The following is a 25216-nucleotide window of genomic DNA, read 5'->3' on the forward strand; positions in this document are numbered from 1 at the left end:
TTCAGGGCTGATGCGCGCCGACGATTTCCTGTATCCGACCGACGCCGGGCTTTACTGCCCGGCGGGCGATTTCTTCATCGACCCGGTGCGCCCCGTGCCCCGCGCGCTGATCACCCACGGCCACGGCGACCACGCCCGTTCCGGCCACGGCGCGGTCATGGCGACGCGCCAGACGCTCGACATCATGGCGATCCGCTATGGCGAGGATTTCTGCGAGACGCGGCAGGTGGCGGACGGCCCGACCCGCGTGGACGGGGTCGAGGTCAGCTTCCACCCGGCGGGGCATGTCCTCGGCTCGGCGCAGATCCGGCTGGCCTGCGACGGGGGGCCGGTCATCGTCGTCTCGGGCGACTACTGCCGCACCCCGAACCCCGTCTGCGCCCCGTGGGAGCCGGTCGCCTGCGACATCTTCGTGACCGAGGCGACCTTCGGCCTGCCCGTGTTCAAGCACCCGGACCCCGCCGCCGAAATGGCGAAGCTCCTGGCGAGCATGGCCGAGTTTCCCGGCCGCGCCCACCTGATCGGCGCCTACGCGCTGGGCAAGGCGCAGCGGGTCATGGCGCTGCTGCGGGCTGCGGGCTACGACCGGCCGATCCACCTGCACGGCGCGATCCAGCGGCTGACGGACTATCACGTCGAGGAGGGGGTGGAGCTGGGCGAGCTGCTGCCCGCCACCACGCCGAAGGAGATCGAGGGGCAGGTGGTGATCGCGCCGCCTTCGGCCTTCGCCTCGCCCTGGGTCCAGCGGTTCCGCGACCCGGTGATCTCGTTCGCGTCGGGCTGGATGGCGGTGCGCGCCCGCGCCCGCCAGCGCGGGGTGGAACTGCCGCTGGTGATCTCGGACCACGTGGACTGGCCGCAGCTGACGCAGACGCTGACCGAGCTGCGGCCCGACGAGGTGTGGGTGACGCACGGGGCCGAGGAGGCGCTGGTCCGCTGGTGCGCGCTCAACCAGCTGCGCGCGCGGCCGCTGCGGCTGGTGGGCTACGACGAGGACGAGGAATGAAGGACTTCGCGCTTCTCCTCGAACGGCTGGCCTTCACGCCTGCGCGCAACGCCAAGCTGCAGATCCTGCAGCACTATCTGGAACGCACGCCCGACCCCGACCGGGGCTACGCCTTCGCCGCGCTGACCGGCGACCTGAAGCTGCGCGCCGTCACGCCCGGCCTTCTGCGCGGGCTGGTGGCTGAGCGGTTCGACGAGCAGCTGTTCGCGCTGTCCTACGATTTCGTGGGCGACCTTGCGGAAACCATCGCGCTCATCTGGGACGGCGAACCCGCGGGCGACCTGCCCCTGACCGACGCGGTTCACCTGCTGGAAACCACCGGCAAGGCCGGGCTGCCCGCCGCCATCGCCGGGGTGCTGGACCGGCTGGGCCCGTCCGAGCGGCTCGCGTTCCTCAAGCTCGCCACCGGCAACCTGCGGATCGGCCTGTCGGGACGGCTCGCGCGGACCGCGCTGGCGCAGATGGGTGGCCCGACGCTCGACGAGATCGAGGAGGTCTGGCACGGGCTGAAGCCGCCATACCCCGAGGTGTTCGCCTGGGTCACCGGCGGCCCGCGACCCGATCGCGCCGCGCTGGCCCCGTTCCGGCCGGTGATGCTGGCGACGCCCATCGACCTTCAGGAGCTACGCGCGCTCGACCCCGCCGAGCATGTGGCCGAATGGAAATGGGACGGGATCCGCGTGCAGGCGGTCAGCGAGGGCGGGGTGCGACGGCTCTATTCCCGCACCGGCGAGGACGTGTCGGGCGCCTTTCCCGACCTCATCGACGAGATGACCTGGGAAGGCGCGGTCGACGGCGAGCTGCTGGTCCGCCGCGACGGCGAGGTCGCGAGCTTCAACGAGCTGCAGCAGCGGCTGAACCGAAAGACGGTCAGCCGCGCGCTGCTGCAAAGCCACCCCGCGGGCCTGCGGGTCTATGACCTGCTGGTCTGGAATGGCGAGGACCTGCGCCCGCGCCCGCTGATGGAACGCCGCGCGGTGCTGGAGGCCGCGGATTTCGGCAGCGACCGGATCGACATCTCGGCTCTGCTGCCGTTCGAGACGTGGGACGACCTTGCGGCGCTGCGCGCGGACCCGCCCGACGCGGTGATCGAGGGGGTGATGATCAAGCGCCGCGACGCGCCTTATGTCGGCGGCCGCCCGCGCGGCCCGTGGTTCAAGTGGAAGCGCGACCCGCGCGTCGTGGACGCGGTGATGATGTACGCGCAGCGCGGCCACGGGAAGCGGTCGGGGTTCTATTCCGACTTCACCTTCGGACTGTGGTCGGGGGCGGAGCTGGTCCCGGTCGGCAAGGCGTATTTCGGCTTCACCGACGAGGAGCTGCGCGAACTGGACCGCTTCGTCCGCAACAACACCACCGAGCGGTTCGGCCCGGTCCGCGCGGTCGCGCCGAAGCTGGTGGTCGAGGTCGCGTTCGAGGGGGTGAACCGGTCCACCCGGCACAAGTCGGGGGTGGCGATGCGCTTTCCCCGCGTCGCGCGGATCCGCTGGGACAAGCCGGTGGCCGAGGCCGACCGGCTGGAGACGCTGGAGGCGATGATCGACGCGCCCAACGTCTTTGCCGCAGACGCCACGCGAGCGGGGACGCGGCACGGGCGGACCCGGCGGGCGGGCGGCGAGGTCGCGGGGGCTGCGCGCCCCCTGGATGGGGTCGGAACCCCATCCATCCCCGCGGGATACTTGCCGACAGAAGATGGCGCCGGGGAGCCGCCGGAGGGCGGGCGATGACGCTGCCGCCCGAGTTCCAGGACTGGTTCGCGCGGCAGGGCTGGGCGCCGCACCCGCACCAGCTCGCGCTGCTGGAGGCGCAGGGCGACACGCTGCTGATCGCGCCCACCGGCGGGGGCAAGACGCTCGCGGGGTTCCTGCCGTCGCTGGTCGATCTCTCGCGCGGGCACCAGGGGCTGCACACGCTGTATGTGTCGCCCCTGAAGGCGCTCACGGCGGATATCGGGCGGAACCTCGCGCGCCCCGTCGCCGATCTCGCCCTGCCGATCCGGGTCGAGGACCGGACCGGCGACACCCGCAGCGCCGCGCGGCAGCGCCAGCGCACCGATCCGCCGCAGATCCTGCTGACGACGCCCGAAAGCCTCGCGCTGATGCTGAGCTACCCCGAGGCGCCACGCATCTTCGGCAACCTGCGCCGCGTCGTGCTGGACGAACTGCACGCGCTGGCCGAGAACAAGCGCGGCGACCAGCTGATGCTGGGGCTGGCGCGGCTGAGGACGCTGTCGCCGGGCCTGACCGCGACCGGGCTGTCGGCGACGGTCGAGGATCCGGAGGCGCTGGCCGCCTTCATGGGCGGGGCGCGGGTGATCCATGCCGATCCCGGCCCCGATCCCGACATCGCGATGCTGGCCACGTCGCGTCCAGCGCCGTGGGCCGGCGGTGGCGGGCACTACGCCGTGCCGGACGTGCTGGACGCGATCCGGGGCGCGAACACGACCATCGTGTTCATCAACACCCGCGCGCAGGCGGAGCTGTTCTTCCAGGCCGTCTGGGCCGCGAACGACGACAACCTGCCGATCGGCCTGCACCACGGATCGCTTTCCCGCGAGGCGCGGGGGCGGGTCGAGGCCGCGATGGCGGCGGGCGAGCTGCGGGCCGTGATCGCGACGGGAAGCCTCGACCTGGGGATCGACTGGGGCAACGTGGACCTGGTGATCCAGGTGGGCGCGCCGCGGAACGTCAAGCGGCTCGTGCAGCGGATCGGGCGCGCGAACCACCGCTACAACGCGCCCTCGCGCGCCCGGATCGTGCCCGCGAACCGGTTCGAGGTGATCGAGTGCGTGGCCGCGCTGGAGGCCGTGCGCGAGCATGACCTGGACGGCGACGACCGCGGGCCGGGGCCGCTCGACGTGCTGTGCCAGCACATCCTGCTGACGGCCTGCGCGGGGCCGTTCGCGGCGGACGCGCTGTTCGCCGAAGTTCGGACGGCGGGGCCGTACCGCGATCTTTCGCGCGCCGACTTCGACGATTGCGTGCAGTTCTGCGCTACGGGGGGCTATGCGCTGAAAGCCTATGACCGCTGGCAGCGGCTGGTCGAGCGGGGCGGGCTGTGGGGCCTGCGCGACCCGCGCGCCGCGCGCGACCTGCGGATGAACGTCGGCACCATCGTCGAGGCGGAGATGCTGAAGGTCCGCTGGAAGCGCGGCGGCGGGCTGCTGGGCGAGGTCGAGGAATCCTTCGCCGCGACGCTGGTCCCCGGCGACACTTTCCTGACCGGCGGCCAGACCGTCCGCTACGAAGGCTTGCGCGAGCTGACGCTGGAGGTCACGCCGAACCCGCACAAGCAGCCGAAGATCGCGGTCTTCAGCGGATTGAAGCTCGCGACGTCGACGGAACTCAGCCACCGGGTCCTCGCGCTGATCGGGGATCCCGCGCACTGGGACGCGCTGCCGCCCGACACCCGCGACTGGCTCGCGCTGCAGGACGGGATGTCGGCGCTGCCGCGGCCCGGAACGCTGGTGACGGAAAGCTTCCGCTACGACGGGCGCTGGCACTTCGCGCTGTATGGCTTTGCCGGGCGGAACGCGCTGCAGACGCTGGGGCTGCTGCTTACACGGACGATGGAGGTGGCGGGGCTGGGGCCGCTCGGCTTCCTGTCCACCGACTACGCGCTGCTGATCTGGTCGGTCGATCCGGTGACCGATCCCGCGCCGCTTCTGGACCGCGAGGCCCTGCGCGAGGGTCTTGGCGCCTGGCTTGGCGACAACGCGGTGATGAAGCGGACCTTCCGCAACGTCGCGATCGTGTCGGGGCTGATCCAGCGCAACATGCCGGGCGGGCGGCGGACGGGGAAGCAGGCGACGTTTTCCAGCGACATCCTCTACGACACGCTCAGGCGCTATGACCCGGACCACCTGCTGATGCGGATCACGGCGATCGAGGCGGGGCGGGGGCTGGTGGACTTCGGCCGGATCGAGGAGATGCTGGACCGATCCGCCGCCCTTGACCACCGGATGCTGGACCGCGTATCCCCGCTGGCCGCGCCCCTGATGCTGGAAATGGGGCGCGTCAGGATCGAGGGGCAGGGCCGGATGCGGCTCGCCGAGGCAGAGGCAGAGGCGATGATGCGCGACGCGGGACTGACGCTCACCGACGATCCGGCCGGCGCCGCGCAGGCGGCGGGACTGGACGGGGTGCGCCCCGTGGCGCCGGCGCCCGAGCCCAGGCGGCAGGCGCGCGGCCGGTCGCGCTCCCGCACGGTGCCGCTGGCGCGGTGAGGGTCGGGTGAGCACGGGGTTCGCGTTCCAGTGGCAGGGGCTCGCGGTCGAGGCGCGCTGTTCCGGCGCGCTGTGGTGGCCCGAGCGGCGTTGGCTGATCGTGTCCGACCTGCATCTGGGGAAATCCGAGCGGATGGCCCGGCGCGGCGGGGCGCTGTTGCCGCCCTATGACGGGCTGGAAACGCTGCGGCGGCTGGCCGAGGAGATCGAGGCGCTAGGGCCCGCCCGCGTCGTCAGCCTTGGCGACGGGTTCGACGACGACGCGGCGGCGGACGCGCTGGCGGGCGACGTGGCGGATCGGCTGGCTGCGCTGGCCGCCGGGCGCGACTGGCTGTGGATCGCCGGCAACCACGATCCGGCGGTCCCCGCGGCCCGTCTGCCGGGGCGTCACGCGGGGGAGACGCGGATGGGCGCGGTCACGCTGCGCCACATCGCGCGTCCGGGGCAGGGGCCGGACATCAGCGGCCACTACCACCCCGTCGTGCCCCTGGCGGGTGCGCGCAGGCGGGCGGCGCTGGTCGGCGCGCGGCACCTGATCCTGCCGGCGTTCGGCAGCTACACCGGCGGGCTGTCCGCCGACGATCCGGCGCTTGCCGGGCTGATCGGGCCGGGCTTTGCCGTGGCTTGCGTCCACCGGGCGCTGCCGGTGCCGCTGGCGCCTTCGGGCGCGGGGCGCGGCAGGGTGCAGCCGGGGATCCGGCTGCGGCGCTGACGGGGACTCCGCCTGCGGCGCCGAGGACGGGACCCTGCAACGGCGAAGCCGAACGGAAAAGGCCGCGCACCGGGCGCGGCCTTTCGCAATCTTCGGGTCGGCGGATCAGAACTTGAAGTTCACGCCGACCTTGACGTTCGAGAAGCTCGGCGAGGCGTTGGTAGTGAAGCCGCCGCCCACACCCACGTCGGTGGTGCCGAAATCGCTGTATTCGTATTCGCCGGTCACCGACATGCGGTCGCTGAACATCTTTTCCACGCCCAGACCCACGACATAGCCGTCGGCATCGTATTCTTCCTCGACACCGCTGACGGTGTAGGTGAAGTTGCCGCGCTGCCAGCCGGCGATCCCGTAGACCATCGTCTCGGGCTGGACCAGGTAGCCGGTCTTCAGCTTGAGCGCGAGGACGTTGTCCACTTCGCTTTCGACGGTGCCGCTGCCGAGCGGGCCGGCGTAGTCGAACTTGTCGTCGATGTTGCTGGCCATGTAGGACAGTTCCGGCCCGAAGACCCAGCGGTCGCGCTGCCAGCGATAGCCGATATGCGCGTCGAGGTTGAGGCCCGAGATTTCGGCCTTGCCGACATCGCCGAGGAAGCTGCCGCCGGGCGAGAACCTGCCGACATCGTCATCGCCGCCGAAGGCGTAGCCGAGCGTCAGGCCGGCGTAGCCGCCCTGCCATGCGCCGGCGACGGGCGCCGTAACGACCGGGGTGACGGGCTCGGGCTCGACGACCGGGGCGACATAGCCGCCAGCCTGTGCCGAAGCGGTGAATCCGAGCGCGATCGCGGCGGCCAGCGAGAGGGAGGTATAACGCATCAACAGTCTCCTAGACATACTTCAATAGACCCGACGGGCTTGAGCCTTCCCCCGCACAACGTAATAGGGGCTTCGCGGTTCGCGGGACAACCTGCGCCGCGCGATTTCCTGCGGGGTGTCGCATTTCGGCCATAGCTCGCTTGGCGGTTGATCCGTCAGGTGTCCAGGTTTTCCACGCTGAGCGCGTTCGTCTGGATGAAGTCGCGGCGCGGTTCCACCACGTCGCCCATCAGCTTGGAAAAGATGTCCTCGGCCTCGGCCACGTCCTCGATCCGCACCTGCAGCATGGTGCGCGCGACGGGGTCGAGCGTGGTTTCCCACAGCTGTTCCGGGTTCATCTCGCCCAGGCCCTTGTAGCGCTGCAGGCTCAGGCCCTTCTCTCCCTCGAGGAAGATCGCCTGCAGAAGCGACAGCGGGCCGTTGATGACGGTGTCGCGGTCCTTGCGGACAAGCCGCGCGGGCCCCGAATAGACGTCCTGAAGCGCCTGCGTCATCGCGCCCAGGCGGCGGCTTTCGCCCGACCGCAGCATCGGCCCTTCCAGCGTCCGCGCCTCTTCCACCCCGCGCAGCATCCGCGACAGGCGGATGCCCGCGTCCTGGGTCGGACGCCCCGACCAGCCGCGCTCGTATTCGGCGGCGATCATGTCCAGCCGCTCGGCCACGGCCGAGGCGACGCCCTGCGCGTCCTGATCGACGCGGCCGGGGACCAGCGCGCCGGCGATGGCGGCCTGTTCGGTGATGTGGGGTGGATAGTGGGTCGGATAGGCGCGCAGCACGCGGCGCGCGGTCCGCGCCTCGTCGACCACGCGGGCGAGGTCCTGGCCCACGATTTCCTCGCCCGATCCCAGCCGCAGGGCCGCGCCCTCGACCCCCTGCTGGATCAGGTAGTCCTCCAGCGCGGCCTCGTCCTTGAGGTAGACCTCGGACCGGCCCCGCGCCACCTTGTAGAGCGGCGGCTGGGCGATATACAGGTGCCCCGCCTCGATCAGGTCGGGCATCTGGCGGAAGAAGAACGTGAGCAGGAGCGTGCGGATATGCGCGCCGTCCACGTCGGCATCGGTCATGATGACGATCTTGTGGTAGCGCAGCTTGGCCAGGTTGAACTCGTCGCGCCCGATCCCGGTGCCGAGCGCGGTGATGAGCGTCCCGATCATGTCCGACGACAGCATCCGGTCGAACCGCGCGCGTTCCACGTTCAGGATCTTGCCCCGCAGCGGCAGCACGGCCTGGTTCTGGCGCGACCGCCCCTGCTTGGCCGATCCGCCGGCCGAGTCGCCCTCGACGATGAACAGCTCGCTAAGCGCGGGGTCCTTTTCCTGGCAGTCGGCCAGCTTGCCGGGCAGCGACGCCACGTCCATCGCGGTCTTGCGCCGGGTCAGCTCGCGCGCCTTGCGCGCCGCCTCGCGGGCCAGCGCCGCCTCGACGATCTTGCCGAGGATCGACTTCGCCTCGGCCGGGTGTTCCTCGAACCATTCGGCGAGCTTTTCGTTCACGAGGTTCTCGACCGCCGGCCGCACCTCGGAACTGACCAGCTTGTCCTTGGTCTGGCTGGAAAACTTGGGGTCCGGCACCTTCACCGACAGGACGCAGGTCAGCCCCTCGCGGGCGTCGTCGCCGGTGAAATCCACCTTTTCCTTCTTCGCGATCCCGCTTTGCTGCGCGTAGGTGTTGACCACCCGCGTCAGCGCGCCGCGGAAGCCGGCAAGGTGGGTGCCGCCGTCGCGCTGCGGGATGTTGTTGGTGAAGGGCAGCACCGTCTCGTGGTAGCTGTCGTTCCACCACATCGCGACCTCGATGCCGATCCCCCCGCGCTCGCCGGTGATGAAGATCGGCTCGGACGTGACGGCGGACTTGCTGCGGTCGAGGTATTTCACGAACTCGCGCACGCCGCCTTCGTAGAACAGCTCGATGCGGATCGGCTCGGCCGGGCGGTCGTCCTCCAGGATGATGCGAACGCCGGAGTTCAGGAACGCAAGCTCCCGCAGGCGGTTTTCCAGCGTCTTGACGTGGTAGTCGAGGTTGAGGAACGTGCCCCCCTTGCCGTCCTCGCGGGTGGAGGCGAGGAAGCGCACCTCGGTCCCGGTCTCGCCGGGCGCATCGCCCACGACGCGCAGGTGTTCGACCGTATCGCCGTTCTCGAAGCGGGCGAAATGTTCCTTGCCGTCCCGCCAGATCCGCAGCTCCAGCCATTCCGACAGCGCGTTCACGACCGACACGCCGACGCCGTGAAGCCCGCCGGAAACCTTGTAGCTGTTCTGGTCGAACTTCCCGCCCGCGTGCAGCTGGGTCATGATGACCTCGGCCGCGCTGACGCCTTCGGTGGGGTGCATGCCGACGGGGATGCCGCGACCGTTGTCGCGCACCGACACGCTGCTGTCGGCGTGAATCTTGACGCGGACATAGTCGGCATGACCGGCCAGCGCCTCGTCGATGCCGTTGTCCACGACCTCGTAGACCATGTGGTGCAGACCCGACCCGTCGTCGGTGTCGCCGATATACATGCCCGGCCGCTTGCGAACGGCTTCCAGTCCCTTGAGAACCTTGATGGATTCGGCGCCGTATGCGTTCGGCTGCGCGGTGGCTGCGCTCATGCGTCTTCTATCCTGCCGTTGACCAGCATGATATAGCGATCACCACCCCGAATGTCACGAGAAACACACAATATTTTGCGGGTTTCCGCCATGCGCGACGGGGTGGGCGGGGCCTTGCCTAGCTTTCCTTGACGTAAGGCTCGCCGCCCGCGCGCGGGGGCGTGGCGCGGCCGATGAAACCGGCCAGGATGATGACCGTCAGGATGTAGGGAAGCGCGTTCATGAACATCGACGGCACCGTGAAGGGGCCGAGGTCGATGCCGGGAAAGCGGTTTGCCACCGCCTCCATCAGCCCGAACAGGAAGGTGGCGCCCAGTGCGCGCCAGGGGCGCCAGTTGGCGAAGATCAGCGCGGCCAGCGCGATGTAGCCGCGCCCCGCCGACATCTCCTTGACGAACCCCGCCGACAGGCCGGTCGCGAGATAGGCGCCCGCAAGCCCCGTCAGCAGGCCGGTGATGGCGATGGCGGTCCAGCGCAGCCGCGTCACCGACACGCCCGCCGTGTCGACCGAGGCCGGGTTTTCGCCCACCGCCCGCAGCCGCAGCCCGAAGCGGGTGCGGTAGAGCAGCCACCAGGTCGCGGGCACCGCGAGAAGCGCGACATAGACCAGCGGCGTGTGCCCGGACAGGACGTCGGCGTAAAGCGGCCCGATCACCGGGACCGGCGCGATCTGCGCCGCGAAGGGCAGCTGCCATTCGGCGAACCGCGCCGCCCCGTCCAGCGCCGGGGTGCGCCCGCCGAGGCCGAACCACGTCTGCCCCAGCAGCACGGTGAGGCCCGAGGCGAGGAAGTTGATCGCCACCCCGGAAATCAGCTGGTTGCCGCGGAAGGTGATCGACGCGGCCCCGTGGACCAGCGACAGCGCCGCCGATCCCGCGACCCCGGCGGCCAGGCCGATCCAGACGTTGCCGGTGACAGCGGCCGCCGCGGCGGATGCGAAGGCCGCCATCAGCATCTTGCCTTCCAGCCCGATGTCGAAGATGCCCGAGCGTTCCGAGAACAGCCCCGCGAGGCACGCCAGCAGCAGCGGCGTCATCAGCCGCACGGCGCTGTCGAGGATCTGGATGACGGTCGCGAAATCCATGTCAGCGCCGTCCCCACAGCCGTTCCAGCGGCATCCGCACCATGTTGTCCAGCGCCCCCGTGAACAGGATCACCAGCGCCTGAATCACGGTGATCAGCTCGCGCGGGATAGAGGTCCAGAGCGCCAGCTCCGCCCCGCCCTGGTAGAGGAAGCCGAAGAGGATCGCCGCCAGCAGGATCCCGAACGGGTGGTTGCGCCCCATCAGCGCGACCGCGATCCCGATGAAGCCCGCGCCCTCGACGCTGTTCAGAAGCAGGCGTTCCGCCTCGCCCATGACGTTGTTGACGGCCATGAGCCCGGCGAGCGCGCCGGAAATCAGCATCGCGACCACGGTGATCCGCACCGGCGAGATGCCGGCGTAGCGGGCCGCACGCTCGGACCGGCCGAAGGAACGGATCTCGTAGCCGAGCCGGGTGCGCCAGATCAGCAGCCAGACGAGGGCGCAGGCCGCGACCGCGATCAGGAAGGTGATGTTGGCGGGAGTATTCTTGCCCCACTCGATCCCCGCGCTTGCGGCGAGGTCGGTGAGCTTGGGCAGGTGCGTCCCGTCCGGGAACCGGGCCGAGGCCGGGTCCATGCTGCCCACGGGCCGCATCAGGTTCACGAGGACGTAGTTCAGAAGCGCCGCGGCGATGAAGTTGAACATGATCGTCGTGATGACGATGTGGCTGCCGCGCCTGGCCTGCAGGATCGCGGGCACGAAGGCCCAGGCCGCGCCGAACAGCGCCGCGCCGATCATCGCGGCGGGCAGCGCCAGCCCCCAGTGCGGCCACGGCAGCGCCAGCGCCACCAGCGCGACGCCCAGGCCGCCCAGCGTGGCCTGCCCCTCGGCCCCGATGTTGAACAGCCCCGCATGGCTCGCGACCGCGACGGCCAGCGCGGTGAAGATGAAGTTCGTCGCGTAGTAGAGGGTGAAGCCCCAGCCGTAGCTCGACCCCAGCGCGCCCGTGACCATGGTGGTCAGCGCCGTCCACGGGTTCTCGCCAATCGCGAGGATCACCAGCGCCGAGATGGCGAAGGCGAGGACCAGCGACAGCAGCGGCGTCAGGACGATGTCGGCCCAGCGGGGCAGGCGGGTCATTCAGATGATCCCCTTGGAGGGCGAGGGCGAGGCGGGGCCGGCATCGGACGGGCGGTCGCGGCCCGGATCGAACGGCGGCGCGGGGCCGCCGACCTCGGGCGGGATGCCGTCTTCGGGCGCAGTCGTGGCCGGGTCGAGGCCCGCCATCAGCAGGCCGAGTTCGCCCGCGTCGGTCTGGCCGGGCAGGCGTTCGCCCATGATCCGGCCGTCGAACATCACCGCGATGCGGTCGGACAGCTGCATGATCTCGTCCAACTCGACGCTGACCAGCAGGATCGCGCGGCCCGCGTCGCGCAAGCCGATGATGCGGCGGTGGATGAACTCGATCGCGCCGATGTCGACGCCGCGCGTCGGCTGGCCGATCAGAAGGACGGTCGGGTCGTTCTCGATCTCGCGCGCGACGACCAGCTTCTGCTGGTTCCCGCCCGAGAAGTTGCGCGAGGCGAGGTCCGGGTCGCGCGGGCGGACGTCGAACTGATCCATCCACGCCGCCGCCTCGGCGCGCATCGCGGCCGTGTCCATCAGCCACCCGCGGCCATAGCGGGCCCGGTCGTGATAGCCGAAGGCGGTGTTTTCCCAGGCGGCGAAGTCCATGATCAGGCCCTCGGCCTGCCGGTCCTCGGGGATGTGGCCGATGCCCGCATCGCGCCGCGCGCCCGCGTCGGTGCGGGTGAGCGGCAGGGGGCGGCCGTTCAGGGTCAGCCGGCCCTCGACCTTCGCGCCCGGCTCGGGATAGCCGCCCAGGATCTCCATCAGCGCGCTCTGCCCGTTGCCGCTGACCCCGGCGAGGCCCAGGATCTCGCCCGCCCGCAAGCTCAGGTCGATGCCGCGCAGGCGCTCGACCCCGTCCTTGTCGACCATCCGCAGGCCCTTGAGGTCGAGGACGGCGGGGCCGGGCACGGCGGGCGTCCTGCCGCTGTCCAGAAGCACCTTGCGCCCCACCATCGCCTCGGCCAGCCGTTCCGGCGAGGTGTCGCGCGTGGGCATGGTCGTAACGATCTCGCCGCGCCGCATGACGCTGACGGTGTCGGTGATGTCCATGATCTCGCGCAGCTTGTGGGTAATCAGGACGATGGTCTTGCCCTGGTCGCGCAGGCCCCCGAGGATGCGGAACAGGTGGTCCGCCTCGGCAGGCGTCAGGACGCCGGTGGGTTCGTCGAGGATCAGGATCTCGGCCCGGCGGTACAGCGCCTTGAGGATCTCGACCCGCTGCTGGTGGCCCACCGACAGCGTCTCGACGGTGCGGTCGGGATCGACCTGCAGGTCGTAGTCGGCGGCGAGGCGCTGCAGTTCCCCCCGCGCGCGGGCCAGCGAGCCGCGCAGCCAGGGGCCGTCCTCGGCGCCGAGGATGACGTTCTCGAGGACGGTGAAGTTCGGGACCAGCTTGAAGTGCTGGAACACCATGCCGATGCCTGCCCGGATGGCGGTCTGGCTGTCGGTGATCGCGATCTCGCGCCCGCCGATGCGGATCGTGCCCGCGTCGGGGCGGTAGAAGCCGTAGAGGATCGACATCAGCGTGGACTTGCCCGCGCCGTTCTCGCCCACGATGCCGTGGATCGACCCGCGCGCGACCGTCAGGTCGATGTCCTTGTTGGCCTGCACGGGGCCGAACGACTTCGAGATGCCGCGCAGCTCGATCGCCGCCGGCGCGCCGCCAGCCGATGCGCCAGCCGGTGCACCAGCCCATGCGCCTGCCGGTGCGGCGGCCGCGCCGAAGCCGGGGCCTTGCGCGGGCCCCGGTTCATGTTCGCCGCTGGGGATCATTCCACCGGGCAGGCGTTGTCGGTCATGTAGTCGTGGACCTTGGTCTCGCCCGCGATGATCTTCGCCTTGGCGTCATCGACCGCCGCCGTCATCTCGGCCGTGATCAGCGGCTTGTTGTTGTCGTCCATCGCCAGCCCCACGCCGTCGGACTTCAGGTCCATGACCTTGACCCCCGGCTCGACCGCGGTGCCCGCCTTGAACGCGTCGTAGACCGAGTTGTCCACGCGCTTGAGGACCGAGGTCAGGACCTTGCCGGGGTGCAGGTGGTTCTGGTTGCTGTCGACGCCGACCGACAGGATGCCTTCGTCGGCCGCCGCCTGAAGCACGCCGATGCCGGTGCCGCCGGCCGCGGCATAGATCACGTCGGCGCCCTGCGCGATCTGCGCGCGGGCGAGTTCCGCGCCCTTCACCGGGTCGTTCCACGCGGCGGGCGTGGTGCCGGTGAAGTTCGTCACCACCTTGCCGTCGGGCCGCGCGGCCATGAAGCCCTGCGCGAAGCCGCACCGGAACTTGTGGATCAGCGGGATGTCCATGCCGCCGATGAAGCCTGCCGTGCCGGATTTCGACGCCATCCCGGCCAGGATGCCTGCGAGGTAGGAGCCTTCGGGTTCGTTGTACACGACCGACTGCACGTTCGGCTGCTCGACCACGGTGTCGATGATGACGAAGCGGGTGTCGGGATAGTCAGGCGCGACCTGGTTCAGCACGTCGGCGAAGGCGAAGCCGGTGGTCACGATCGGGTTCGCGCCCGTTTCGGCCAGCCGGCGCAGCGCCTGTTCGCGCTGGGCCTCGGACTGCATCTCAAGTTCCTTGTAGGTGCCGCCGGTTTCGTCGGCCCAGCGCTGCGCGCCGGCATAGGCCGCCTCGTTGAACGACTTGTCGAACTTGCCGCCCAGGTCGAAGATCAGCGCGGGCTCGGCCAGCGCGCCGGTCGCGGTCAGCGCGAGCGTGGCGCCGCCGGCCAGAAGGGATTTCAGGAAGGTCATGAGGGCACCTCGTGCGTGGGCGTGAGCGGGGCAGGCGGCCCGTAGGGCTGTCCGGGCGGATTGCCCGGCGACTGCCAGATTGCGCAGATTAGTGCAATCGAAGCCTTTGGCGTCAACGGGATTCGTGCCGCGCCGTCACGTCGCCGGGGCGCCGCCCGCGTCCTGCGGGATCGCCTTGCCCATCGTCAGCGCGTCGATCCCGGGCGCGTAGTAGCCCCGTCGCCGACCCGTCCGCGCCCAGCCGGCGGCCGCGTACAGCGCCTGCGCCGCGGCGTTGTCGGACGCGACCTCGAGGAAGCCGCGCGCCGCACCGCGCATCGCCGCCACCGCGTCGAATTCCTGGACCAGCGCCCGGCCGAGGCCCTGCCTGCGCGCGCCGGGATCTACGGCGAGCGTCAGCAGTTCGGCCTCGTCGGCGGCGGTGCGGCCGATCAGGAACGCGCGGGGCCGCACCAGCAGGAACGCGCCGGGAAGGGACGCTATTGCCGCGATCTCATCGGCCGACCACGGGCGGGGATGGGTGAAGCAGCGCGCGTGCAGCGCAGCCAGGTCGGCAGGGCTCACGGCAGCAGGACGGGCGCGGGGTCGCGTGGCGGGGCGGCGTCGGCCGGGCGCAGGTACAGGGGCGCGGGGCGGGGGATCGTGCCCTCACCCAGGCGCGCGGCGGCGACGCGGGCGGCGGCGATGCGGGCGATCGCGACGGCCAGCGGGGGCGCGTCGAGGGCAGGGGCGGGGCCGGGGGCAGGGGCGGGGCCGGGGGGCAGCGCGTCTGCCTGCGCCTGCGCGGGCCGGCCCAAGGGGCCGCTTGCGTCGAAGTCCTGCCAGAACACCTCGCCCGCGCGGCCCTGGACCACCGCGCGGCAGGGGCGCGGCGCGCCCAGCGCGGCGGCTTCCGTCACCGTCACCCCTACGGCGGGCACGCCCAGCGCCAGCGCAAGGCCGCGCGCGGCCGCGACGCTGATGCGGATGCCCGTGAAGTTGCCCGGGCCGACGCCGACGCCGATGCCCGACAGGCCGGGCCATGCCACCCCGGCCTCTGCCAGCGTCTCCTCCAGCAGGACCATCAGCCGCTCGGCCTGGCCCCTGGCCATCGGCTCGAACCGCCGGGCGAGCACGCGGTCGCCCGACACGACAGCGGCCGCGCAATGCGCGGCCGACGTGTCGAAGCCCAGGAACAGCTCGTCCGTGCCGGGCCCCCGGCCAGATCCCGTGTCAGGCAACCGGGCGGACCTCGGTGACTTCGGGAATGTAGTGGCGCAGCAGGTTCTCGATCCCCATCTTCAGCGTCAGGGTCGAGGACGGGCAGCCCGCGCAGGCGCCCTTCATGTGCAGGTAGACGACGCCCCGGTCGAAGCCGTGGAAGGTGATGTCGCCGCCGTCCTGCGCCACCGCCGGGCGGACGCGGGTGTCGAGCAGTTCCTTGATCTGCACCACGATGTCGCCGTCGGGGCCGGTATGGGCGGTGTGGCCGTCATCCGCGGGCGCGGCCTCGGCCAGCGCGGGCTGGCCGGACTGGTAGTGCTCCATGATCGCGCCGAGGACCGAGGGCTTGATCTGGTCCCACACGGCCGCGTCGGTCTTGGTCACAGTGACGAAGTCGTTGCCGAGGAACACGCCTGCGACGCCCTGCACGCCGAACAGCCGCTGCGCCAGCGGGCTGGTTCCGGCGCTGTCCTGCGACGGGAAGTCGGCCGTGCCGGATGCGAGCACCGTCTCGCCCGGAAGGAACTTCAGCGTGGCGGGGTTCGGGGTCGTCTCGGTCTGGATGAACATGGGCTCGCTCCTGTTATGCCGCCGGATATGGTCACGCACCCCCCTGAAGTCAACCGGCGGGGACCCGTGCCCAGTCTGCCGCCATCGCCGGCACCGGCGTCCGGCGCATGCCGGGCGAGCCCGGCGCAGGCGCCGGAGCTGCGGCAAGGGCGGCCCGGTCCGGCAGCAGCCGGAGGCGCCGGCAGGGATGATGCCCCGTGCTGTCGCGATGTGCCCGGATGCCCTTGCCGGGCCGCTTGACCGGATCGGCGAGGTCGTCGTCCCTAACGCCTGTCCTTGGCCCCTACCCTCAGGTGATCTGCTGCAGCCGCTCGGCCGAGATGTCGCCGGGCACGATCGTGAGCGGGCAGGGCAGCGACGCCACGTCGCGCAGAAGCCGCGAGACCAGAGGCCCCGGCCCCTGCGTTTCGGTGGACGCCCCCAGCACGCAGACGCCGATCTCGGGGTCGGCGCCGATCTGGGCCAGCAGCTCGGCCGCCGGCTCGCCTTCGCGGATGACCAGCTCCGGCTCGATCGCGGCCTTGTCTCGCATCCACTTGGCGAAGACGCCGTAATGCGCCTCGAGCCGTTCCTGCGCCTCGGCGCGCATCACGTCGGCCACGCCCATGCCGTGCTGGATCTCGTCGGCGGGGATCACCGCCAGCACCTGCACCGACCCCCCGGTCGCGGCGGCGCGGAGCGCGGCATAGCGGATCGCGTTCAGGCATTCGCGGGTGTCGTCGAGAACGACCAGGAACTTGCGCACGGAATGTCCTTTCCTGCCTCGCGTGGGGCGGGCAACAGCGCAGCGTGTCAAATCCGCCGCCCCCGCGCAAGATCGCGCCTTTTCGCCCTTGCATGGATTTTCTTCACCGGATCTTGGTGCTACGGGACCAGAAGGTTCTGTTGGGCTTGTGAAAGGTTACGCGTGGCGATCACCGACGACTGGGACGGGCTGCACCCGGCCGCGAGGGAGCGCTCGCCGGCGGTCAACGCGTCGGCTCAGGATGCCGTTTTCCGCATGACCTTCCGCAAGCGGGCCTTCGACGTCGTCTTCTCGCTTCTGCTGCTGATCCCGCTGTCGGTCGTGATGCTGACCGTGGCCGGCCTGCTTCTGCTGTCGCAGGGACGCCCGATCCTGTACGTCGCGCCGCGCATGAAGTCGGCCGAGGACAGTTTCCACCTGCTGAAGTTCCGCACCATGCACCGCGTGGACGAAGATTCCGGCGCCACCGGCGCGCACAAGAGCTGGCGGATCACCGCCGTCGGCCGCATCCTGCGCCGCACCCGGATCGACGAGCTGCCGCAGCTGTTCAACATTCTGCGCGGCGACATGAGCTTCGTGGGCCCGCGCCCGCCCCTGCGCGAATATGTCGAGCGCTTCCCCGGCGCCTACGGGCAGGTCTTGCGGACCCGCCCCGGCGTCACCGGCCTCGCCACGCTGATCTACCACGCGCAGGAGGACCGGATCATGGCGTCCTGCGACACGGCCGAGGCGACAGAGGCCGCCTATTACCGCCGCTGCATCCCGACCAAGCTGCGGCTCGACATGATCTACCAGCGCCGGCGCACGATGCTGCTGGACCTGTGGATCATCTGGAACACCTCGATGACGGTCATCATCCCGGGATGGAAGCCGAAGCGCCTGCTGGACCGCGCGTCCACCCGGCAGGCGGACGGCTGACCCGACCGCGGCGCGGCCTCACGATCGCGCGCTGAGCGGGGCTCTGGCGGGGATCACGACGGCGCGGCGAACGGATCGTCCGGGTAGCCCGCGCCGGTCAGGGTAACGCCCGACAACCGCGCGCTGGACGCGGCGCAAGCGGACCTCACGACTGCGCGGCGAACGGGTCGTCCGGGTAGCCGACGCCGGTCAGGTAAAGCCCGTGCGGCGGGCAGACCGGCCCGCAGGCGGCCCGGTCGCGGGCGGAAAGCGCGTCCGCCACCCGGCCCGGGTCCCACGCCCCCGCGCCCACCCGTTCCAGCGTTCCGACGATCGACCGCACCTGGTTGTGCAGGAACGACCGCGCGCGCAGGTGGAAACGGTACTCGGTGCCGCCGGGCACCGGCATCTCCTCGATCGCGATCTCGTCCAGCGTCTTCACCGGGCTGGCCGACTGGCACATCGTGGACCGGAAGGTGGTGAAGTCGTGCCGCCCGACCAGCTGCGCCGCGCCCGCGCGCATCGCGGCCGTGTCGAGCGGCTGGCGCACCTGCCAGACCAGCCCGCGATCATGCGTCGCAGGCGCGCGGCGGGCGAGCAGGCGGAAGCTGTAGCGGCGTTCGACGGCGCTGAAGCGGGCGTGGAACCCGTCATCCACGCGGGCCGCGTCCAGCACCGCGACCGGCTGCGGCTTCAGGTGCCAGTTCAGCGCCTCGGACAGGCGGAACGGGTCCCAGTCGCGGGCAAGGTCCGCGTGCGCGACCTGTCCGGTGGCATGGACGCCCGCGTCGGTGCGCCCGGCGCCGGCGATCCGCCGGCCCGCGCCGGCAAAGGCGGGATCGAGCCGTGCCAGCGCGGCCTCGATGGCGCCCTGCACCGACGGCTGGCCGGCCTGCGCCTGCCAGCCCGCGAACGGGCCGCCCGCGTATTCGATCAGCAGCGCAAAGCGGGGCATGGGGCGGTCAGCGCCCGCCCTTCCGTTCCGCCGGGGCGGCCGTCGCCTCGTCCGGGAGCCGGAGCAGGTCGTCCAGCGTCTGCGAGGCGGGCTGGCGCCCGATCAGCGGCTGTTCGGCCGGCACCCGCACGCCTTCACGCGCAAGGCGGTCACGCAGCACGCTGATCTCGATGTCCATGTCGGTGCGGTCGCCCTGCCGCAGCCGGTCGGCCAGCGCGCGGAAGTTGCGTTCCAGGTCGGTCAGCAGCGCCTCGTATTCGTCGCGCGCCGTCCGGTCGCGCGTCTGGGCATAGAGGTCCGAGAACTTCACCGTCGCGTCGCGCGCGCCCATCAGGTAGACGCCGAGATAGCGGCGGGCCGAGGACAGCGACACCGGGTCCTGTTCCACCTGCTCGAACAGCATCCGCGCGGTCGCCGCGAACAGGTTGACGCGCGCTTCCATCTGCCGGTCGCCGGTGCGCCGGATCGCGTCGGTCATGCCCGACAGATAGCCCTCGGCATCCGAGATGACGCGGGCGACGCGGTCCTGCTGGAAGCTGTCGATGCCCTCCATCCCCTTGTCCTTCGTGGGGTCCGGCCCGAACGACAGCCAGTGGAGGATGGAGCCCGTGAAGCCCAGAAGCCCCGCGCCCGCGACCGCCGCCCCCGGCTCGAACGAGCCGACCGCGAGCCCCAGCCCCGCCATGATCCCGCCAAACAGCTTGCGCGGCACCGCCGGTTTCCGCGCGACGCGGCGCGCGTCGTAGGCCGCTTCCGCCTGCAGGCCCTCGCGCGTCAGGATCATCCCCGACGCGATCAGGCCGAAGCCGCCCAGCTGCGTTGCGACCTCGAACGGGGTGCCCTGGAAGAACGCCGTCAGCAGAAGCGGCGTCGCCATGATGGTGATCCACTTGGTCCGGCTTTCGAACCTGTGGCGGACCTCCGCGGGCGGGACCGGCAGGGGCGGGTCGTCCACCCCGCGCTGGCCGGGAACGGGGGAATACTTGCCTCCGAAGCGTCGTGCCATGTGACGTCCCTCAGCCCGCGCCCACGATCGAGGCATAGAGCGTCACCCCCATCAGCAGGTAGAAGGTCAGGCGATGCATCGCGGGGCGGGACATGGCGTTCCTTTCGTCTGCCGCCCGGGGGGTTCGCGGGCGCGCGGTCGTCCGGCCACATATCGGGCCGGCGGGCGGCCCGATCAACCCGAAACCGGCGATGATTTACGGCGCCTTTGCCGCGCGGGGCCGGTCGGCATGGGTTTCGGCGATCACGTCCGTGACCTGGAACCGGGTGACGTCGACCAGCCCCATGTCGGAAATCCGCAGCTCGGGGATCACCACCAGCGCCAGAAGGGAATGCTGCATGTAGGCGTTGTTCAGCGTGCAGCCGCAGTCCCGCATCGCGGCGACGAGCCGGTCGGCCTTCGCGGCCACGACCTCGGCCCGCTCGTCCGACATCAGGCCGGCGATGGGCAGCTCGACCAGCGCAAGCTCCTCGCCGCCCGCGATCACGACGATGCCGCCCCCGATCTCGTGCAGGCGGTTCGCGGCGCGGGCCATGTCGGCCGTGTCGGTGCCGACGACGATCATGTGGTGGCTGTCATGGGCGACGGTCGAGGCGACGGCGCAGGGGCGATCGTAGCCGAAGCCCGACACGAAGCCGTTGACGACCCCGCCGGTGGCGCGGTGCCGTTCCACCAGCGCGATCTTGCAGACGTCGTTCGCCGGGTCCGTCTGCACGACGCCGTCCACGACGGGAAGCCGGCGTTCCAGCGCCCGGGTCGGCGCCTGATTCTCGACCACGCCAATCACGCGCGCGGTCACCCCCGCCGCATCCGGCGCGCGGATGTCGAAGTCCTCCGCCCCGAGGCTGCGGCCCAGCTTCACCGTGCCGCGGGCGCTCGCGGGATAGTCGAACTGCGGCAGGTCGGCCGCCAGCGCCCCGTCCCGCGCCATCAGGCAGCCGCGCGCGAACACCAGCTCGACCGGCAGCGTCACGAGGTCGGAGGTCACGATCAGGTCCGCCCGCCTGCCCGGCGCGATCGAGCCCAGCTCCCGCTCCAGCCCGAAATGCTGGGCCGCGTTCAGCGTCGCCATCTGGATCGCGGTCACGGGCCGCAGCCCCTGCGCGATGGCGTGGCGCACGACGCGGTTCATGTGGCCGTCCCGGACCAGCGTGCCCGAATGGCTGTCGTCGGTGCACAGGACGAAGTTGCGGGGGTCCAGCCCGCGCTCGGTGACCGCCTTCACCTGCTCGGCCACGTCGTGCCACGCCGACCCCAGCCGCAGCATCGCCCGCATCCCCTGCCTGACGCGGGCCACCGCGTCGTCGGCGGTCGTGCCCTCGTGATCGTCGGCCGGCCCGCCCGCCGCATAGGCGTGGAACGCCCGGCCGAGATCGGGCGAGGCGTAGTGCCCGCCGACCGTCAGCCCCGCCGCCGCGGTCGCCGCGATTTCCGCGACCATCTTCGGGTCGTTGGCGATCACGCCGGGAAAGTTCATGACCTCGCCCAGCCCGATCATCCCGGGCCAGGCCAGGGCCGTGGCCACGTCCGCGGGGGTGAGTTCGGCGCCTGCGTGTTCCAGCCCCGGCGCGCTGGGGACGCAGCTCGGCACCTGCACGTAGACGTTGATGGGCAGGCCCTGCGCCTCGTCGTGCATCAGCCGGACGCCGCGCAGGCCCAGCACGTTCGCGATCTCGTGCGGGTCGATGAACATCGAGGTGGTGCCGTGCGGGATCACGGCGCGGGCGAATTCCGTCACGGTCACGAGGCCGCTTTCGACATGCATGTGCGCGTCGACGAGGCCGGGCACGAGGTAGCGGCCGTCGGCGTCGATCACCTGCGTCTGCGGGCCGATCGCGTGGCTCGCGTCGGGGCCTGCGAAGGCGAAGCGGCCATCCGCCACGGCGATGTCGGTGCCGGGGATGATCTCGCCCGAGTAGACGTTGACCCACCTGCCGCCGCGGATGACCAGATCGGCCGGGCGGCGGCCCGTGGCGACATCGACCAGCGCGGGCGCCGACTGCATCCATGTCCGTTCCATCGCCCGCTTCCTTTCCTGTCGCCCGTCCCGAAGGTGCCGCCGTTTCGCGGCGAAGGCCAGCCTCGCGGTCAGGTCCGCGCAGCGGCGGGCGCGAGAGGCGCGCCGCGACCTGCAAGGAGGACAGGCGGTGGCCCCGGACGACCCGGCCCGGCAGCACCGCTGCGGCCGGTGGGTTCAGACACGACGGCAGGCCGAGACGCCGCGGAACGACGGCACATGGGCCAGCGCCGCCCCGTCAGGCACCCGCCGAACCGGCCCGGGTAAGCGCCGGCATCTTGGCGAAAGCCACGGCGGCAGCGCGAGGAGGATCTGTCCGACGGGCGAATGATCCTGCGGGGTGGAAGGGGGTGGAGCGGGTGATGGGAATCGAACCCACGTATTCAGCTTGGAAGGCTGCTGCTCTACCATTGAGCTACACCCGCGGCGGCTTTCCGTATAGGCCGGGGCGGGCGGCGGGTGCAAGCGCCGCGTGCGGCGGCGCGCAGCAGCCGCGACCTGCGGCCCCGTGGCTGCCGCGGCCTGCAGCCCCGTCGCCGCTTGATTTGTCGCCGGGGCGCGGGCAGTCAGTGGCCATGATCGACATCCGTCCCGTTGCCCATTCCATCGGCCGCCTCACCGCCGTCTTCGGCGCGCTGATGGCGGCGCCCGGCGTGGTGGACTGGTGGGCGGGCGACCCGCACTGGCAGGTGTTCGCGGAAACCGGGCTCATCTGCGCGCTCCTGGGCGGGCTGGTCGCCATCGCCACCGCCGGGCGGGGGGGCGAGCTGATGCTGGAACAGGCGTTCCTGCTGACCTCGGGCGTGTGGCTGGTGCTGCCGATCGTCGGCGCGCTGCCCTTCGTGATGGGCGAGCCGCACGCGAGCTTCGTCGATGCCCTGTTCGAGGCGATGTCGGGCATGACCACTACCGGCGCCACCGCCTTCCCGCAGCTCGACGACCTGCCGCTCGGCACGCATCTGTGGCGGGCGATGCTGCAATGGACCGGCGGCCTCGGGATCATCGTCGTGGCGATGCTGTTCCTGCCGGTCATGCGGATCGGGGGGATGCAGTTCTTCCGCTCGGAAGGGTTCGACACAATGGGCAAGATCATGCCGCGCGCGGGGCAGATTGCGGCCGAGATCACGCGCATCTACATCCTGTTGACGATCGCCTGCGCGGTTACCTATGCCGCGCTCGGCATGTCGGGCTTCGACGCCATCTTCCACGCGATGACCACCGCCTCGAGCGGGGGCTTCTCCAGCCGCGACGCGAGCTTCGGCGCCTTCATCGGCCCCCTGGAAATCGCGTCCTGCGTCTTCATGATCCTCGCCACGATCCCGTTCGTGCGGATCGTGCAGGCGGTCTATGGCGACATCCGCCCCTTGTGGCGCGACAGCCAGATCCACGCCTACCTGATGGTGCTGGCGGCGATCACCGGGCTGATCGTCCTTTACCGGCTGCTGTTTTTGGGCGAGACCGATCTGGGCCAGCTGCTGCGCGAGACGACCTTCAACGTCGTGACCACGGTGTCGGGCACCGGCTACTTCTCGGCCGATCCGCAGCGCTGGGGGGAACTGGCGCTGGCGCTCCTGATCGTGGGCGGGCTGATCGGCGGCTGCACGGGATCGACCGCGTGCTCGGTCAAGATCTTCCGCTACCAGGTGCTGGTCCGGTCGGTCGAGGCGCAGATCGTGCGGATGCAGTCGCCCCACCGCGTCGCGCACCCGCGGCTGGAAGGCCGCAGGCTCGACCCCGACGTGGTGACGTCCGTAACGGCGTTCTTCACGCTGTTCATGCTGACCTTCGGCGTGCTGATCGTGGCGCTCGCGCTCACGGGCCTGCACGCCCGGACCGCGCTGACCGCCGCCTGGACCGCCATCACGAACGTCGGCCCCGCCTGGGGGCCGGAGGTCACCGCCAATGGGTCGGTGGCCGAGTTTCCGGCCAGCGCCAAGTGGCTGATGATCGCGGGGATGTATGTCGGCCGGCTGGAGCTTCTGGCCGTCTACGTCCTGTTCCTGCCGCGGTTCTGGCGGCAGTAGGGCGGCAGCAGGTCGTCAGTTCGCGGGGGCAGGGCCGGGCGTCTCGCCGGTGTCGGCTTCCGTCCCCGGCAGCGCCGCCGCGTCCTCGCCGGCGTCGGTCGCGCCGGGCGCGAAGCGGGTCAGGCTGTCCGCGATCTCGGCCGCGACGCGGGGCTGGTTCTCGCCGTCCTCGACCGGCCAGATCAGGACGAACCCCTCAGCCCGGCCGTCCGCGACCCGGCCCTCGGCATGGCCGATATGGGTGGCGTTGCGGCCGTCGAGCGTGATCCGCCCCTGGCTCACGTCGCGTTCGGGGCGCGGCACCCAGCCCAGCGCGGTGACGAGGCCGGCGAGGTCCAGCATCTCCTGCTGGCCGCCCGGCTGCGAGAACAGGATCAGCGCCGCGCCGGAATCGCCCTTGGGGCGATAGATCGACAGCGCCCGCTGGGTGCGGTCGAATTCCAGCCGGTCCATCGGCGCGATGGCCTGCAGCCCGGTGTGGTCGTCGCGCAGTTCCGACAGGCCCATCTGCACCCGCCACGCTTCGCGCCGTTCCATCAGCCGCCGCATCGCGGTGCCCGCGTCGGGCGCGGCGCGGTCGGCCACCACCTGCGCGGCGATCGCCTCGCGCGTTTTGGGGCCGTCCTTGCCGTCGATCTCTCCGTCGTAGCGGCCCGCCCAGCGGAGCGCCCGCTGGACATCGTCCAGGGGCGGCATCTCGGCGGTGCCCGGGCCGGGCAGGTCGGGCGCGGTGCCCGCATCGACGACGGTGCCCAGCTCCGCGGCCGTGGTCACGAAGGCGTCCTTCGGCACGCGGCCCGCGTTGCGGAACGCGGTCAGCCAGGCTGCGGCGACGGGTTCCTCCATCGGGCCCAGCGTCACGGCGAACCAGTCGTCGGAACGCCGGGACAGACCCGCCTCGGGGAAGGTCTCGCGCCAGTCGGCGAGGGCGGCGTCGGCCTCCTCGCGCGTGCGGAGGGACTGGAGGCGGATGAAGTGTTCCGGCGCGGGCGCGGGCTCGGCGGCTGGACCCGTGGGCGCGGTGTCGGGGGCCACGTCGGCAGTCGGGGAGGTAGTCTCGGGGGAAGTCCCGGGGACAGGCGCGGGGGTGGCCGGATCGGTCGCGGCAGCATCGGCGGCCCCGGCGATTGCCGCATCCCCGCCAGCCGCGTCCGCGCCCGCTGGGGCCGCGCCGCCCGGCGCAACCGGCGTCAGCGCGGCTTCGGGAACGGCGATGAAGCTGTCGGGCGGAATGCGGCGCTCGGCCTTCAGCTGCGCCATGAGGTCGTCTGCCGCGTCCCGCTCCATCGGTCCCAGCGCGATCCCGGTCCAGCCGCCGGGAAGAGGGAAGGTCACGACCTCGGGGAACTGCGCGGCCCAGGCCTGCGCGGCGGCCTGCGCCTCGGCCCCGCGGCGCGCCTCGACCCGGATCGTCACCGACTCGGCGAGCGCGGTCAGCGGCGCGGCCATGCCCGCCAGCGCCAGCACGATGATCTTCAGCCCGCCCTGCACCTTGTTGCGCATGATGCCCCGTCCGTTTCTTCTTGTTCGAGGG

Annotated in this window: 20 protein-coding genes and 1 tRNA gene; 6 read left to right on the forward strand and 15 right to left on the reverse strand. The window is 71.3% G+C overall.

What is annotated here, in order from left to right; translation table 11 throughout:
- The first annotated feature begins 10 nt into the window (after positions 1 to 10).
- The 4 genes from ELI80_RS00380 to pdeM are packed head-to-tail and all read left to right on the forward strand — an operon-like array spanning position 11 to position 5943.
- Entirely contained in the window at positions 11 to 1006 is a 996-nt protein-coding gene (locus ELI80_RS00380) for a ligase-associated DNA damage response exonuclease (RefSeq protein ID WP_136648794.1), read from the forward strand.
- Positions 1003 to 2733, forward strand: coding sequence for a cisplatin damage response ATP-dependent DNA ligase (locus ELI80_RS00385; RefSeq protein WP_136648698.1), 1731 nt, complete (start codon positions 1003 to 1005; stop codon positions 2731 to 2733). Before ELI80_RS00380 ends, ELI80_RS00385 begins: the two co-directional genes overlap by 4 nt.
- Positions 2730 to 5231: a ligase-associated DNA damage response DEXH box helicase gene (locus tag ELI80_RS00390; protein ID WP_136648699.1), complete on the forward strand. Its 2502-nt coding sequence runs from the start codon at positions 2730 to 2732 to the stop codon at positions 5229 to 5231. The genes ELI80_RS00385 and ELI80_RS00390 overlap by 4 nt, the downstream gene beginning before the upstream one ends.
- 7 nt (positions 5232 to 5238) lie before the next feature.
- Complete coding sequence (gene pdeM, locus ELI80_RS00395; protein WP_136648700.1) at positions 5239 to 5943, forward strand: ligase-associated DNA damage response endonuclease PdeM; 705 nt, start codon at positions 5239 to 5241, stop codon at positions 5941 to 5943.
- A gap of 105 nt (positions 5944 to 6048) precedes the next feature.
- Here pdeM and ELI80_RS00400 read toward each other — a convergent pair whose 3' ends face one another.
- The 10 genes from ELI80_RS00400 to ELI80_RS00445 all read right to left on the reverse strand — a co-directional run bounded on the left by ELI80_RS00400 (position 6049) and on the right by ELI80_RS00445 (position 16783).
- The gene (locus ELI80_RS00400; RefSeq protein ID WP_136648701.1) at positions 6049 to 6759 is read right to left on the reverse strand and encodes an outer membrane protein; all 711 of its coding nucleotides are present in this window, start codon (positions 6757 to 6759) and stop codon (positions 6049 to 6051) included.
- Between the two features lie 155 nt (positions 6760 to 6914).
- The gene (gene gyrB / locus ELI80_RS00405; RefSeq protein WP_136648702.1) at positions 6915 to 9350 is read right to left on the reverse strand and encodes a DNA topoisomerase (ATP-hydrolyzing) subunit B; all 2436 of its coding nucleotides are present in this window, start codon (positions 9348 to 9350) and stop codon (positions 6915 to 6917) included.
- Between the two features lie 118 nt (positions 9351 to 9468).
- Positions 9469 to 10434 carry an ABC transporter permease gene (locus tag ELI80_RS00410; RefSeq protein ID WP_136648703.1) on the reverse strand — a complete coding sequence of 322 codons (966 nt, stop codon included), beginning with the start codon at positions 10432 to 10434 and terminating at the stop codon, positions 9469 to 9471.
- Position 10435: 1 nt separating this feature from the next.
- Positions 10436 to 11515, reverse strand: a complete 1080-nt coding sequence (locus ELI80_RS00415) for an ABC transporter permease (RefSeq protein WP_136648704.1) — start codon at positions 11513 to 11515, stop codon at positions 10436 to 10438.
- On the reverse strand, positions 11516 to 13279 hold the full coding sequence (locus ELI80_RS00420; protein ID WP_136648705.1) for an ABC transporter ATP-binding protein: 1764 nt from the start codon (positions 13277 to 13279) through the stop codon (positions 11516 to 11518).
- A complete protein-coding gene (locus tag ELI80_RS00425) occupies positions 13276 to 14265 on the reverse strand; it encodes a BMP family lipoprotein (protein ID WP_136648706.1) in 990 nt (329 codons plus the stop codon). Before ELI80_RS00425 ends, ELI80_RS00420 begins: the two co-directional genes overlap by 4 nt.
- Before the next feature lie 135 nt (positions 14266 to 14400).
- Entirely contained in the window at positions 14401 to 14829 is a 429-nt protein-coding gene (locus tag ELI80_RS00430; protein ID WP_136648707.1) for a GNAT family N-acetyltransferase, read from the reverse strand.
- Positions 14826 to 15485 carry a tRNA (adenosine(37)-N6)-threonylcarbamoyltransferase complex dimerization subunit type 1 TsaB gene (tsaB, locus tag ELI80_RS00435; RefSeq protein ID WP_136648708.1) on the reverse strand — a complete coding sequence of 220 codons (660 nt, stop codon included), beginning with the start codon at positions 15483 to 15485 and terminating at the stop codon, positions 14826 to 14828. The genes ELI80_RS00430 and tsaB overlap by 4 nt, the downstream gene beginning before the upstream one ends.
- A complete protein-coding gene (locus ELI80_RS00440) occupies positions 15478 to 16038 on the reverse strand; it encodes a NifU family protein (protein ID WP_136648709.1) in 561 nt (186 codons plus the stop codon). The genes tsaB and ELI80_RS00440 overlap by 8 nt, the downstream gene beginning before the upstream one ends.
- 289 nt (positions 16039 to 16327) lie before the next feature.
- Positions 16328 to 16783: a universal stress protein gene (locus tag ELI80_RS00445; protein WP_136648710.1), complete on the reverse strand. Its 456-nt coding sequence runs from the start codon at positions 16781 to 16783 to the stop codon at positions 16328 to 16330.
- A 162-nt stretch (positions 16784 to 16945) separates the two neighbouring features.
- On the opposite strand from ELI80_RS00445, the gene ELI80_RS00450 reads away from it, so the two are divergent.
- Positions 16946 to 17701 carry a sugar transferase gene (locus ELI80_RS00450; protein WP_328592226.1) on the forward strand — a complete coding sequence of 252 codons (756 nt, stop codon included), beginning with the start codon at positions 16946 to 16948 and terminating at the stop codon, positions 17699 to 17701.
- Between the two features lie 145 nt (positions 17702 to 17846).
- Here the strand turns inward: ELI80_RS00450 and truA are convergent, their stop codons facing one another.
- The 4 genes from truA to ELI80_RS00470 all read right to left on the reverse strand — a co-directional run bounded on the left by truA (position 17847) and on the right by ELI80_RS00470 (position 22083).
- Positions 17847 to 18635, reverse strand: a complete 789-nt coding sequence (truA, locus tag ELI80_RS00455; protein WP_136648711.1) for a tRNA pseudouridine(38-40) synthase TruA — start codon at positions 18633 to 18635, stop codon at positions 17847 to 17849.
- Positions 18636 to 18642: 7 nt separating this feature from the next.
- On the reverse strand, positions 18643 to 19641 hold the full coding sequence (locus ELI80_RS00460; protein WP_136648712.1) for a 5-bromo-4-chloroindolyl phosphate hydrolysis family protein: 999 nt from the start codon (positions 19639 to 19641) through the stop codon (positions 18643 to 18645).
- Positions 19642 to 19837: 196 nt separating this feature from the next.
- Entirely contained in the window at positions 19838 to 21661 is a 1824-nt protein-coding gene (gene ade / locus ELI80_RS00465; RefSeq protein ID WP_136648713.1) for an adenine deaminase, read from the reverse strand.
- A 348-nt stretch (positions 21662 to 22009) separates the two neighbouring features.
- Positions 22010 to 22083: transfer RNA gene (locus ELI80_RS00470), tRNA-Gly, on the reverse strand.
- Between the two features lie 150 nt (positions 22084 to 22233).
- Here ELI80_RS00470 and ELI80_RS00475 point away from each other — a divergent pair.
- Positions 22234 to 23682, forward strand: coding sequence for a TrkH family potassium uptake protein (locus tag ELI80_RS00475; RefSeq protein ID WP_136648714.1), 1449 nt, complete (start codon positions 22234 to 22236; stop codon positions 23680 to 23682).
- 15 nt (positions 23683 to 23697) lie between these two features.
- Here ELI80_RS00475 and ELI80_RS00480 read toward each other — a convergent pair whose 3' ends face one another.
- Positions 23698 to 25185 carry a peptidoglycan-binding domain-containing protein gene (locus tag ELI80_RS00480; protein WP_236641251.1) on the reverse strand — a complete coding sequence of 496 codons (1488 nt, stop codon included), beginning with the start codon at positions 25183 to 25185 and terminating at the stop codon, positions 23698 to 23700.
- Between the last annotated feature and the right edge of the window lie 31 nt (positions 25186 to 25216).

The organism is Paracoccus aeridis, from assembly GCF_004923205.2.
GTDB lineage: Bacteria > Pseudomonadota > Alphaproteobacteria > Rhodobacterales > Rhodobacteraceae > Paracoccus > Paracoccus aeridis.